Origin of the sequence: Rhizobacter sp. J219, assembly GCF_024700055.1 — a bacterium.
Taxonomy (GTDB): Bacteria; Pseudomonadota; Gammaproteobacteria; order Burkholderiales; family Burkholderiaceae_C; genus Rhizobacter.
Genome location: NZ_JAJOND010000001.1, coordinates 2302828 through 2316236, shown reverse-complemented (window position 1 = coordinate 2316236; position 13409 = coordinate 2302828). Strand labels below are relative to the sequence as shown.

The window sequence follows — 13409 nt, the reverse complement described above, 5'->3', positions numbered from 1 at the left end:
GGCTTGGCGTGACAGCAATAAAAGGAAAGATTCTCGTGGTCGACGACGACCGGCTCGTGCTGGCGACGCTGACCCACGGCCTCGCGGAAGCAGGCTACGAGATCATCGACGCCGACAACGGCGACGATGCGAGCCTCCTCGCACGCGAGCACCGCCCCGATCTCGCGCTGCTCGACATCCGCATGGAAGGCAAGAGCGGCTTCGACGTGGCGGCCTACCTGCGCGAGTACTGCCAGATCCCGTTCATGTTCCTCTCGGCCTTCTCCGACGAGCAGACGGTCGCGCAGGTGAAGGCGCTCGGCGCGGTGGCCTACCTCGTGAAGCCCCTCGACATCCACCAGATCGTGCCGGCCGTCGAGGCGGCGTTCCACCAGCTGACCAAGCGGCCGCTCGACGGGCCCGCGGGCCACAAGTCGCAGGCCGACGAGGCCTTGTCGCAGCCGGTGGCGATGGCGGTGGGCGTGCTGATGCACCGCTACTCGCTGCCGCGTGGGGCCGCATTGGAGCGGCTGCAGAAACTCGCGGCCAGCGAGTCGCGCCCGCTGCACGTGCAGGCCGAGCGCCTGCTCGATGCGGTGGAGTTGCTGTCGAAGCCCAGCGAGGCCTGAGTGCTCAAGCAACGCCCGCGGATCCGGCTCTGCCGGTCCGCTGGGTGGCGCCCCTTGGGGGCAGGAGCGAAGCGACTGGGGGGCTAACTTCCCAGCCAGAACACGAACCGCGCGCCGCGGTCGACTTCGCCTTCGGCCCAGATGTCGCCCCCGTGCCGGCGCATGATGCGCCGCACCGACGCAAGGCCCACCCCCGTGCCCTGAAAGTCGGTGGCGCTGTGCAGCCGCTGGAACACACCGAACAGGCGGTCGGCGAAGCGCATGTCGAAGCCCGCGCCGTTGTCGCGTATCGCAAACGCGGGGTGTCCCTCGTGTTCGGTGCGCTCGACCCAGATGCGCGGCTCGCGGCATTTGGCGGTGTACTTCCACGCGTTGCCCAGCAGGTTTTCGAGCGCTACGCGCAGGAGCGTCGCATCGCCCTGCACCTGCAGGTCGGGCTCGACGATCACCGTCACCTGCCGCTCGGGCGACTGGCGGCGCAGGTCGTCGACGATGTAGCCGATGAGCTGCGACAGGTTGACCGGCTGGCGCGTCAGCGGCCGCGTCGACAGCTGCGACAGTGCGAGCAGCGCGTCGATCATGCTGTTCATGCGCGCGGCGGCACCGAGCACGCGGTCGAGGTGATCGTTGCCGATGCGGTCGAGCAGGCGGCCGTAGTCTTCCTTCAGGATCTTGGTGAAGCCTTCGACCACGCGGATGGGCGCACGCAGGTCGTGCGAGACGGTGTAGCTGAAGGATTCCTGGTCCTGCAGGTCTTGCGGGCTCGGGCCGGTCGGCGCTGAAGCCGCGACCGCTTCGCTGGCGGTGCCCACGTGGCCGGCGTAGTGGCCATCGGCGTCGAGCACCGGGGCACCGCGCAGCAGCAGGCCGGGGTGGCCGGCGAGCGTGGCCGCCACGCCGTCGAAGGCGGCATGTGACAGCAGGCGCGGCTTCAGGCTGCCATCGTTGGACTGGAACACGTCCCACAGCAGCGGGTGGCTTTCCAGGTCTTTCATCACCGGTGGCCAGTCGGTCGCCAGCGCCGATGACGGCGGGCGCAGCAGCGTCACGCGGTGCTGCAGGTCGGTGCGCCAGTGCCAGTGGCCGAGCGACTGGATGAGGGCATGTTCGCGGGCGCGGGCCGCCTGCAGTTCGCGTTCGAGCTGGCGTTGCCGCTGCTGCCCCTTGACCGACCAGCCCACGGCGGCGGCCGCGGCCACCAGGGCGAGCAAGGCCAACACGCTGAGCAGCACAGACGTCATCGCAAAGATTGTAAGGACTGACCCTTCGGCCGGACTCGGTGTGAACACGGCCCTGCACCGGGTTCAAGTCGACTCGTGGGATGCCGAAAACACGTCCATCCCCGAACAGGTTTTCCAACGTCCCGCTCGCCCTCACCATGCCCCCGCTGAACGCTCGTTGGTTGTTGTTGGGCCTGGCCGCGTTTGCAGCTGGTGTTTCGCTGGTCGAAGCGGCCGAGCTGGCGCGCTGGTTCGCGCTTTTCTCGGTGGCGTCGCTCGGCGCGGCGATGCTCTTGCCGCGCATGCAGGTGGGCTCGGCCGAGGCTCGCCCCGAACAGGTGAGCCGCGACAGCACCTTTGCACCGACGACCCTGCAGCCCGAGATCGACCTCGGGCGTGACTACTTTCACACTCTGATCGAAAACCTGCCGGCGAGCCTTTATGTGTTCAGCGTCGACGCCGATCGGCGCGTGCTCAACATCAACACCCATGCCGAGCGGGAATTCGGCGTTTCCCGCAGCCAGGTGGTGGGCAAGACGCTGAGAGAAGCCCTGGGCCGGCGGGTGGCCACGCTGGCCGAACCGGCGATGGCCGAGGCGCTCGCGCGTGAGGGTGCGGTGGAGCACTCCTTCGTGCTCACCGCCAAGAAAGGCAGCGCGCAGGGCCGGCAGGTGGTGGGAGCACGCTACTTCGCCCTGCGCGACGCGCAGGGCCAGCCGACGCTCCTGATTGCGCTGGCACGCGACGTGACGCAGGCCCGCGAGGCCGAGGCCGAGCTGCAGCGGGCGCGCGATGCCGCCGAGCACGCAAGCCAGGCCAAGAGCCAGTTCCTGGCCAGCATGAGCCACGAGATCCGCACGCCGATGAACGGCATCCTCGGCATGACCGAGCTGCTGCTGGGCACGAGCCTGTCGGACAAGCAGCGCCGCTTCGTGCAGTCGGTGTACCGCTCGGGCGAGTCCTTGCTGGAGATCATCAACGACATCCTCGACTTCTCGAAGATCGAGGCCGGCAAGCTTGAGCTGGCCGAGATCGACTTCTCGCTGCGCGGCGTGGTCGAGGACACGCTGGAGCTGCTGGCGCCGCGCGCCCACGAGAAGGGCCTGGAGCTGAGCTTCCGCGAGGAGCCGGGCCTGCCGCAGGTGGTCAGGGGCGACCCGCTGCGGCTGCGCCAGATCCTCACCAACCTGGTGGCGAATGCGATCAAGTTCACCGAGCACGGCGAGGTGGTGGTGACGCTCAACGTCGCACCCGGCCAGCCGCCGGGGCGGCTCGTCTTCGGCGTGCACGACACCGGCATCGGCATCGAGGCCGAGGCCATCCCCAAGCTCTTCAACGCCTTCACCCAGGGCAGCGTGGGCATGGCGCGCCGCTACGGCGGCACGGGTCTGGGCCTGTCGATCTCTCGCCAGCTGGTCGAGCTGATGGGCGGCCAGATCGAGGTGCGCAGCCAGCCCGGGCTGGGTTCGCACTTCACCTTCGTGCTGCCCTTGCCCGAGGTGCACGCCGACCCGGCCTCGCTCGGCCAGGACCTGCTCACCATGCCGCGCATGCGCATCCTCGTGGTCGAAGACAACGAGACCAACCGCATCGTGCTCGACAACATGCTCAGCGCCTGGGGCATGGAGGTGGTGCTGGCCGAAGATGGCCGCCGGGGGCTCGACATCCTGCAGGGCAAGGCTGGTGTCGACCCGCACTTCGACCTGGCGCTGGTCGACATGCAGATGCCACGGCTCGACGGCATGGGCATGGCGCTGGCGCTGCAGGCCTCGGGTCTTCACCCGAACATGAAGATGGTCATGCTGTCGTCGGTGTCTACCCCCGACGATGTGCGGGCTGCCCACCAGGCGGGTTTTCACCGATTCGTGCCCAAGCCCGTGCGCAAGGCCGAGCTCCGGCAGGCCATTCTGGGGATTTCTGCCACGATTTCAGACGTCGACCGATTGACGCCGCGGTTGAACGCCCACATCCTTGTCGTGGAAGACAATGTGGTGAACCAGGAAGTGATCGGGCAGATGCTGCGTTCACTCGGGTGCCGGGTGCAATTGAGTTCCGGTGCCCTCTCCGGCCTGCGCGCAATGTGCGAAAAGCAGTTCGACCTGGTGCTGATGGACATCCAGATGCCGGGCATGGACGGCGTGGAGGCGCTCAACTGGTTCCGGCGCGGGACGGCCGGGCGATTCAATTTCCTCACCTCAGCGGATACTCCGATCATTGCGGTCACGGCCAATGCCCTGGGCGGCGACGAAGAGCGCTTCCTGGGTCTTGGCTTCGATGACTATCTGTCCAAACCCTTTCGCCAGAGCCAACTGCTTGCCATGTTGACCCGACACCTGCGCCTCGCGGCGCCTGCTGGAACCAGCGACGGCGGCATGCCTGCCCCGGCGGCCCCTGCCGGCGCAGCGGCAAGCGACGGCGGCGTGCTCGATGCCCAGGCGCTGGAGCGCCTCCGCGAGCTCGACCCGAGCGGCGAGAACCACCTGATGGAGCGTGTGGTCAGCGCCTTCGACAGTTCGGTCGGCCGCCTCATGCCGCAGCTCGAAGACGCCCTCAACAGCTTGGAACTGGGGGGTATCCGCCACGTGGCCCACACCCTGAAGTCGTCGTCCGCTAGCATCGGTGCGATGAAGCTGTCCAGAATGTGCGCGGACCTCGAAGCGCGCGCCCGCAACGAACAAGCCGACGGCATGGCCGAGCGCATCGCGCTGCTGCAGACCGAAGTCGAGATCGTGCGTGTCGCGCTCAAGCGTGTGCTCGGGTCCTGACCTCCATGACCACCGTGCCCAGCTCCGCCCTGGCTGACGACGACATGCTCGTCCAGCCCAAGGTGCTGCTGGTCGACGACGACGAAGTCAACCTCCTGCTGACCGCCATCGCCCTGCGAGAGCGCGGCTTTTCCATCACCGAGGCCACGAGCGGCGAGCGTGCCATCCAGCTGCTGGCCGACTGGCTGCCCGACGTGGTGGTGCTCGACGCCCTGATGCCCGGGCTCGACGGCTTCCAGACCTGCGCCGAGCTGCGCAACCTGCCGGGCTTCGAATCGCTGCCGGTGCTCATGCTCACCGGCCTCGACGACGACGCCTCCATCACCCGTGCCTACGAAGCGGGTGCCACCGACTTCTTCGTCAAGTCCACCCAGTGGAGCCTGCTCGCGGGCCGCCTTCGTTACCTGCTGCGCTCGTCGCGCACGCGCCTGGAGCTGGAGCGATCAAAGGCCAAGCTGGCCCGCGCGCAAGACCTGGCGCGCATGGGCAGCTTCGACTGGCGCGTGGGGCAGGGCAGCCCGGTGTTCTCGATCGAAGGCCTGCGCGTCTTCGGCATGGGGCCGGGCGACAAGGTGAGCATGCGTGGTCTGCTGCGCATGATCCCGACCGAGAACCGCGAAGGCTTCATGCTGGTGCTGCACGACGTCTTCCGCCACAGCTCGGTGCTGGCCACCGACCTGCCGGTGGTGCTGCCCGACGGGCGGCAGCAGCGCATCATCCACGTCGAGGCCGAGCCCGAGTTCAACGAGCACGGCAACCTGTCGGGCTACACCGGCATCGTGCAGGACGTGACCGACCGGCGCATGGCCGAAGACAAGATCCGGCACCTGGCGAACTTCGACGCGCTCACCGGCCTGCCCAACCGCCGCCAGCTGATCTGGCGCGCAGAACGCGCCCTCGAACACGCCCGCCGCCTCAACCACCCGGTCGCGCTGCTGCTGATTGACCTTGACCGCTTCAAGGTCATTAACGACACGCTGGGCCACGGCGCGGGCGACGAGCTGCTGATGGAAGTCTCGCGCCGGCTGCGCTCGTGCGTGCGCCACTCCGACCAGGTGATGGAAACTTCGGTCGAGTCGATGGGCTCACGCTCGCACCGTTCGCTCGAAGCCGTGGGCCGCCTGGGCGGCGATGAATTCGTGGCGCTCTTGCCCGAGGTGTCGGACGAAGCCGACGCCGAGCGCGTGGCCGACCGCATCCTCGACGTGATGCGCGAGCCGATCTTCGTGGGCGGGCAGGAATGCTTCGTCACCGCCTCGGTGGGCATTGCGATGTTCCCGCGCGATGGTGCGACGGTCGCCGACCTGATGCGCAATTCCGACGTGGCCATGTACTCGGTCAAGGCGCAGGGCCGCAACGCGGCGCTGCTGTACCGGCCGGCGCTCGCCGGCAAAGGCCGAGAAAAGCTCGAACTCGAAAGCGCGCTGCACAAGGCCATCGAGCGCAACGAACTCGTGCTGCACTACCAGCCCAAGGTCGACGTGCGTGGCGCCAAGATGGTGGGCGTGGAAGCGCTGATGCGCTGGCAGCGCGGCAGCATGCTGGTGCCCCCGGGTGACTTCATCCCGCTGGCCGAAGAAACCGGTCTCATCATCCCGCTCAGCGAGTGGGCGATCCGCGAGGCGGCGCGCCAGGCGCGGCTGTGGCAAGACAGTTTTGGCTTCGCCGATTCCATCGCGGTCAACCTGCCGAATCGCCTCTTCGAGCGCACCGACCTCGTCGAACACATCCACCAGGCCGTCACCAGCTACGGCGTGCCGCACCACGCCATCGAGCTTGAGATCACCGAGACGGGCCTGATGAAGGACCTGCAGAACGTGATCCCGTCGCTGCACCGGCTCAACGAGATCGGCGTCGAGATCTCCATCGACGACTTCGGTACCGGTTATTCGTCGCTGGCCTACCTGACCACGCTGCCGATCAGCGAGTTGAAGATCGACCGCTCCTTCGTGCGCGACCTCGGCATGACGCCGCAGATCTCGGCCGTCGTCACCGCCATCATCGCGCTCGCCCGCTCGCTCGGCCTGCGGGTGATCGCCGAGGGCGTGGAAAACATGCGCCAGATGGAAGTGCTGCACCGCGCCGGCTGCGTGGTGATGCAGGGTTTCCTCTTCAGCAAGGCCCAGCCGCCCGACGTGCTGGAGCAGTGGCTCGAGCAGACCGTGCTGCCGCGCAAGGCGCCGTGGATCGTCAATGCCGACGAGGCCACCGCGGCCGAGACGCTGCGAGCGGCGATCGAGGCGCGCTCGCGCTTCGGCACCCCGCAGGGCGGCGTCTGATCGTCTTTCCTTCCGTTTCATGGACATGACCAATCCGCCGCGTGCCGAAGCCGTGCCGGCAGCGCTGGCCAAGGCCGCGCTGCGCCGCCTGGTGATGGACAAGCAAGAGCCCACGCCCGAGAACTACGCGCGGGCCTATCACCAGGAAGCCGGCACCACACCCGCTGCCGCCGCAGGCTCGATGGCCGACAAGCAGGAGTCGGCCGCCCAGGCCGATGCGCTGGCGAAGCTGATTGAGCGTGTGGTGCGCGGCGTGCAGCGCGGCGGCCGGCAGTGGACGACGGCTCGCAAGAAAGACAGCTTGCAGCGCGTGCTCTCCAGTTCGCGCAGCGATGTGGGCCGTCTGCAGCAGCGCCTCCACCAACTGCTCACCGGCTGGGAGAGCGACACCATCGATGGCGCCGTCGACCCCGAAGCGGCCGCGATGGAGGTCGAGCAGCCCTGGGCGGACCCGACACAACCCGCGCCACTGGCGGACCTGGGCTCGGCGCCCGGCGCGGCCTCCGACAGCACGCCGGTCTGGCACGACCTGATGCGCTCGCTCAGCGGCACGCTGCAGCAAGCCTTGCCGGCCCCGCCCGCGCCCAGCTCCGAACTGTCGGACGAACTCGCTTCGCTGGTGCAGCGCATTCGCGAACGTGGGCCGACGGTCGGCCAGAGCGACGAGCTCGAGCAGCTCTGCAAACGCGCCACCCGCGCGCTCGCGCACCGCCAGCACCTGATCGAGCAGCTCGGCACCTTGTGCGGCGATTTCACGGCCAGCCTGGTCGAGCTGGCCGAAGATCAGAGCTGGGCCCAGGGCCAGAGCGAAGCCATGCGTGACGAGATGGGCCAGGGCCTCACCTCGCGCAGCGTCAAGTCGGTGAGCGAACTGCTGCACCACACGCGAGAACACCAGCGCCAGCTGCGCGTCGAGCGCGCGAAAGCGCAAGACCAGCTCAAGCAGCTCATCACCCGCATGCTGGCCGAGCTGGGCGAGCTGGGCTCGCAGACCGGCCGCTTCCACGACAACATCGGCCGCTATGCCGACGTGATCGAGAAAGCCGATTCGCTGGAGAGCCTGGCCGGGGTGGTGCGCGAGATGGTGGAAGAGAGCCGCACCGTGCAGTCTCTGGTGAAGGTGGCGCAGGGCAAGCTGCAATACGAGCACGAGCGCGCGACCGATCTCTCGGAGCGGGTGGTCGAGCTCGAGACCGAGCTGCGCCGCCTGTCGGAAGAGGTGTCGACCGACCAATTGACCAAGATCGCCAATCGGCGCGGCCTCCTGCAGGCCTTCGACGCCGAGCGTGCGCGCCAGGCGCGTGACGGCTCCACCTTGTCGATCGGCCTGCTCGACATCGACAATTTCAAGAAGCTCAACGACGAACTCGGCCACAACGCCGGGGACGTGGCACTCAAGTCGCTCGCCGAGGTGGTGAGCAAGACCCTGCGCCCGACCGACATGGTGGCGCGCTATGGCGGCGAAGAGTTCGTGGTGCTCCTGCCCAACACGCCCGTGAACGAAGGCGAGCAGATCCTGACGCGCCTTCAGCGTTCGCTCTCGGGCGGGCTCTTCATGCATGAAGACAAGCGCATCTTCGTCACCTTCTCGGCCGGCGTCACCGCCTACCGCGCGGGCGAGCGCATCGAGGTGGCACTCGAGCGTGCCGACGAGGCCTTGTACGAGGCCAAGCGCACGGGCAAGAACCGCACCTGTATCAACTAGACGACTGGCCTCGCTGCGCCCGGGGGCAATGCCCCGCGCGGCATGATCGTGTCATTCCGATGATCAGGAGAACGATATGCGTGCCACTTTGATTCCGCTTGCGGCCCTTGCCCTGCTCGCCGGCTGCGCGACCAACCCGCTCGACGCGCAGTGGTCCGACCCCCAGCTCATCGCCAACGCGCCGTTGAAGGGCGCCCGCGTGCTCGTGGTTTGCGAAGCCCAGGACGAAGTGCTGCGCCGCATCTGCCAGGACAGCGTAGGTGCCGAGTTGACGAAAGTCGGTGTGTCGCCCGTGGCGGCGCCTGACGTTGGCACCAGTACCTCGGCACCCGGTGGGCCAGCGCCCTATGTGAGCGCGGCGCGGGCGGCCAATGCAAAGGCGGTGCTGGTCACGTCGATCGCGCCGGGGCAGACCGTGGCCCGGCCCGGGTTCACGGTGGGCATTGGCGTGGGCGGCTTCGGCGGCGGCGTAGGGGGTGGGGTGGGCGTGTCGGCCCCGATGGGCGGCACGCGCGTCGCGACGGCCTACGCGGCCAATGCCTCGTTGACGGACGTGGGCACTGGCCGCCTGATGTGGACGGCCCGCGCCAGCGAGCCTGCTTCGGAGGTCACGAGCGCCCAGGTGGCGAACCTGGCGAAGAAGGTGGTGCAGGGGGCGGGCCAGTCCAAGCTGTATTGAGGAGACTGGCGGAAGCGGTGAGATTCGAACTCACGGATGGGTTCCCCCATCGCTGGTTTTCAAGACCAGTGCCTTAAACCGCTCGGCCACGCTTCCCTAAAGAGGTGGCGATTGTAGTCAGCCAGGCTCCTGGGCCTGGTCGCAGTCCACCTGAATCACCTCGCGTGTGTCACGGTCGAGGCGGACGGCGGTCAATTGGCCGCCCCACACACAGCCCGTGTCGAGCGCCAGCAGGTCGGGGCGGTTCACGAGACCGAGGGTCGACCAGTGGCCGAAGGCGATCGGCACGCCCGCGGTCCGGCGGCCCGGGGCCTCGAACCACGGGTAGAGGCCCGGCGGGGCTTCGGTCGAGCCGTCCTTGGTGTGGAAGTCCAGCGTGCCGTCGGCCGCGACAAAGCGGATGCGCGTCAGCACGTTGATGGCGAAGCGCAGGCGGTCGTGGCCGCTCAGGCTTGGCTCCCAGCGGGGCGGCCGGTTGCCGTACATCACCTGCAGGAATTCGTGCAGGTCGGCGCCCGCGAGCCTTGCCTCCACCTCGCCGGCCAGCTGCAGCGTGGTGGCCAGGTCCCATTGGGGCACGACGCCGGCGTGCACCATCAGCCAGCCCCTGGCGTGCACCGCCATGCGCTGCTGACGCAGCCAGTCGACCAGCGCAGGGCGGTCAGGGGCGGCGAGCAGGTCGGCCAAGGTGTCGCCGCGGCCGGCCTGGCGCACCCCGTGGGCGACGGCCAGGAAGTGCAGGTCGTGGTTGCCGAGCAGGCAGGTGGCCGCGCCGGCCAGGGCCTGCAGGCGACGCAGCGTCTTGAGCGATGCGGGCCCGCGGTTGATCAGGTCGCCCAGCACGTAGGCATGGTCGCGTGACGGGCTGAAGCCGACCTTGGCCAGCAGCCGGTCGAGTGCATCGCAGCAGCCTTGCAGGTCGCCAATCAGGTAGTCCATGCCGGCATTTTCACCGGGGTGCAGAACGACTCTGCTACGCTTTGCCGCTTGTTCAACAGCCGCGTTCCGGGTGAGGCCCGGTGCATGGACATCGCGCTACTGGTCTTCCTGATCCTTCTCAACGGGTTGTTTGCCATGTCGGAGATGGCACTCACCGCCAGCCGCCGGGCGCGTCTGCAGGTGATGGTCGAGACCGGCGACAAGGCGGCGCAGGTCGCGATGGACCTGCACGAGAACCCGACCAAGTTCCTGTCGACGGTCCAGATCGGCATCACGTCGATCGGCGTGCTGAACGGTATCGTCGGCGAGGCGGCCTTCTCGGAGCCACTGGCCCACTGGCTGGCGACGAGCTTCAGCGTGAGCCCCCGCGCCTCGTCGCTGTCGGCCACGGCGCTGGTGGTGGTCATCATCACCTTCCTCACCATCATCTTCGGCGAGCTGGTGCCCAAGCGCCTGGGCCAGATGTACCCCGAGACGGTGGCACGGCTGGTGGCCTACCCGATGGAGTGGCTGTCGCTGATCGCGCGGCCGTTCGTGAAGCTGCTGTCGTGGTGCACCGAGGCCACGCTGCGCCTTCTGGGCATCCGCGGCGGGCCGGCGCGTTCCGTCACCGAAGAGGAGATCGCCGCCCAGCTCGAAGAGGGCCTGGACGCCGGCGTGATCGAGGCGCAGGAGCACCAGATGGTGCGCAACGTGTTCCGCCTCGACGACCGCAGCGTGGGCTCGATGATGATCCCGCGCACCGACATCGTGTGGCTCGACGCCACGGCCACGGCCGACGAGGTGCGTGCGGCGATCGAGACCCAGGAGCATTCGCGCTACCCGGTGTGCCGCGGCGGGCTGACCGACGTGCTGGGCGTGATCTCGGCGCAGACGCTGCTGCAGCAGCTGCTGGCAGGCCAGCAGCTCACCCTGACGGAGAAGCTGCAGCCGCCGGTTTTCGTGCCCGAGACGCTGACCGGCATGGAGCTGCTGGAGCAGTTCCGCGTGTCGAGCGCGCAGCTGGTGTTCGTGGTCGACGAATACGGCGAGGTGCAGGGGGTGATCACCGTTCGCGACGTGCTGGAGGCCATCACCGGCGAATTCACCACGCCGGCGGCCGACGACGCCTGGGCGGTGAAGCGCCACGACGGCAGCTGGCTCTTCGACGGCCTGATCCCCGTGCCCGAGCTGAAAGACCGGCTCGACCTGAAGGAGCTGCCCGAGGAAGACCGTGGCCGCTATAACACCCTGGCGGGCATGGTGATGTTGCTGCTGGGTCGCCTGCCCCAGACCGCGGATGCGGTGGAATGGGAGGGCTGGCGCTTCGAGGTGGTCGACCTCGATGGCAAGCGGGTCGACAAGGTGCTGGCGACTGCCCTGCAGGCGAGCGACGTGTCGGCCTGAAGATTGCCTGCCAGAAGCCCGTTGCTGCTTGCCGTGCCGTCCGGTCATGAAGAACCCTCAACCGTCGTTTGCGACGCCACCGCTCGATGAGCTGCTGCGGCAGGCCGAAGCGGCGGCCGCACGCGACGAACACGCGCGTGGCATCGAGCTGGCGCTGCGGGCCGAGGCCGTGGCCCGCGAGGCGCAGGACAAGCCGAGCCTGATCCGCGCGCTGCGGCTGCTGGTGATGTTCAACAGCCGCGAAGGGCTGGCCGAGCAGGCCATCGCCGCCGGCCAGGCGGTGCTGCCGATGCTGCGCGAGGCCGGCGACGACGCAGCCCGCGCCGACGCGCTGTGCGACATGGCGATGGCCTTCCTCGATCTGGGCCTCAACCAGGAGGCGCTCGACCACATCAGCGAGAGCGTGGAAGCCGCACGCGCCTGCGACGACAAGCGGCTGCTGTGCCTGGCCTACAACCGGGTCGGGCTGACCAAGGCACACCTCGGTCGCTTCGAGGAGGCGGAACGCTTCCTCAACGAGTCGCTCGCGATGGCGCGCGAGATGGGCAGCGAGGAAGAAACCTACCGCGCGCTCACCAACCTGGGCGTGGTGGCGTCCGATGCCTTCGACGCCTGCGAGTCGCGTTCCGACAGCGCCGGCGCACGCGAGGCCATCGACCGGGCGAAGCGCCACGGCGAGGACGCGCTGATCCTCGCGCGCGGCTCGGGCAACGCCTACCGCGAGGCGCTGACCCTGTCTAACCTCGGCCGCTACCTCGGCGTGAGCGGGCAGGACAAGGCGGCCTTCGTGCTGCTCGACCGTGCCCGCGCGCTGGCGCTGGAGCACGGCCACCGCTCGCTCGGCCTTGCCTGCGAAGGCAATCGCGCCGAGCTGCTGGTGCGCCTGGGGCGGCCCGACGATGCGATTGCCATCCTCACCGAGGCGCTCGCCAGCGCGCAGGAGCTGTATGCCAACTCCATGGTGCAGGACATGCACCGCCAGCTCTACCTTGCCCACAAGGCCCGCGGCGATTTCGCCGAAGCGCTGGCGCACCACGAGCGCTACCACGCGCTCACCCGCGAGCAGCTGGAACAGCGCAACGACGCCCAATCGCGCCTCATGATGAACCGACTCGAACTCGACCAGGCGCGCTTCGGCGCCGAGCGTTCGCGCATGGAGGCGGAACTGCAGCGTGTGCGCGCCGAGCAGATGGCCGCCGAAGCCGAGCGGCTGCAGGCGCAGGCGCGCGAGCTGCGCCGCTACGTGCTGGCCGACCCGCTCACCGGCCTGGGCAACCGGCGCCAGGTCGAGCGCGAACTGCCGCGCCTGCTGCAGCACAGCGCGCGCACCGGGGAGCCGATCGCCGCCGCGGTGCTCGATCTCGACCATTTCAAGCGGGTCAACGACGAACACGGCCACGCGGTCGGCGATGCAGTGCTCACCGCCACGGCCGATCTCTTCCGTGCCCGGGTGCGCGGTGGCGACCTCATCGCGCGCATGGGCGGCGAGGAGTTCCTCATCGTCTTCGCCCATGCCTCGCCGGCCTGGGCGCGCGAGGCCTGCGAACGGCTGCGCCAGGCGGTGCAGGAGCACAATTGGGCCGCCGTCTCGCCAGGCCTCGCCGTCACCGTCAGCATCGGCCTGTGCGTGCGCGCGGCGCCGGTCGAACCGGCCCAGCTCATCGAGCAGGCCGACGCGGCGCTGTACGAGGCCAAGAAGGCTGGCCGCAACCAGGTCGTGGTGGCTGCCGACGCCACCGACCCTGGCGCGCTGCAGCAAAGGCTGCTCTGAGAGGCTTGAACGACACGCGAAGGCGCCTGGCGTGAATTGGGCCGCATCCGGGTCGTT

The 13409-nt window shown here is 68.6% G+C and carries 9 protein-coding genes and 1 tRNA gene; 7 read left to right on the top strand and 3 right to left on the bottom strand.

Annotation, left to right across the window (positions count from 1 at the left end):
- Positions 1-35: 35 nt before the first annotated feature.
- A complete protein-coding gene (locus tag LRS03_RS10505; protein WP_257825377.1) occupies positions 36-608 on the top strand; it encodes a response regulator in 573 nt (190 codons plus the stop codon).
- 83 nt (positions 609-691) lie between these two features.
- Here LRS03_RS10505 and LRS03_RS10500 read toward each other — a convergent pair whose 3' ends face one another.
- Positions 692-1849 (bottom strand): sensor histidine kinase, encoded by a 1158-nt coding sequence (locus LRS03_RS10500; RefSeq protein ID WP_257825376.1) that lies wholly within the window; start codon positions 1847-1849, stop codon positions 692-694.
- A 137-nt stretch (positions 1850-1986) separates the two neighbouring features.
- On the opposite strand from LRS03_RS10500, the gene LRS03_RS10495 reads away from it, so the two are divergent.
- The 4 genes from LRS03_RS10495 to LRS03_RS10480 all read left to right on the top strand — a co-directional run bounded on the left by LRS03_RS10495 (position 1987) and on the right by LRS03_RS10480 (position 9256).
- Positions 1987-4593, top strand: a complete 2607-nt coding sequence (locus LRS03_RS10495) for a PAS domain-containing hybrid sensor histidine kinase/response regulator (RefSeq protein WP_257825375.1) — start codon at positions 1987-1989, stop codon at positions 4591-4593.
- Positions 4594-4598: 5 nt separating this feature from the next.
- Positions 4599-6872, top strand: a complete 2274-nt coding sequence (locus LRS03_RS10490; RefSeq protein ID WP_257825374.1) for a putative bifunctional diguanylate cyclase/phosphodiesterase — start codon at positions 4599-4601, stop codon at positions 6870-6872.
- Between the two features lie 19 nt (positions 6873-6891).
- A complete protein-coding gene (locus LRS03_RS10485; RefSeq protein ID WP_257825373.1) occupies positions 6892-8577 on the top strand; it encodes a GGDEF domain-containing protein in 1686 nt (561 codons plus the stop codon).
- 76 nt (positions 8578-8653) lie between these two features.
- Positions 8654-9256, top strand: coding sequence for a hypothetical protein (locus tag LRS03_RS10480; RefSeq protein WP_257825372.1), 603 nt, complete (start codon positions 8654-8656; stop codon positions 9254-9256).
- A 6-nt stretch (positions 9257-9262) separates the two neighbouring features.
- Here LRS03_RS10480 and LRS03_RS10475 read toward each other — a convergent pair.
- Positions 9263-9352: transfer RNA gene (locus tag LRS03_RS10475), tRNA-Ser, on the bottom strand.
- Positions 9353-9373: 21 nt separating this feature from the next.
- The gene (locus tag LRS03_RS10470) at positions 9374-10195 is read right to left on the bottom strand and encodes a symmetrical bis(5'-nucleosyl)-tetraphosphatase (protein WP_257825371.1); all 822 of its coding nucleotides are present in this window, start codon (positions 10193-10195) and stop codon (positions 9374-9376) included.
- Positions 10196-10279: 84 nt separating this feature from the next.
- Between LRS03_RS10470 and LRS03_RS10465 the strand changes: the two genes are divergently transcribed.
- Positions 10280-11581: a hemolysin family protein gene (locus LRS03_RS10465; RefSeq protein ID WP_257825370.1), complete on the top strand. Its 1302-nt coding sequence runs from the start codon at positions 10280-10282 to the stop codon at positions 11579-11581.
- Between the two features lie 46 nt (positions 11582-11627).
- Positions 11628-13352, top strand: coding sequence for a tetratricopeptide repeat-containing diguanylate cyclase (locus LRS03_RS10460; protein ID WP_257825369.1), 1725 nt, complete (start codon positions 11628-11630; stop codon positions 13350-13352).
- Positions 13353-13409: the final 57 nt, after the last annotated feature.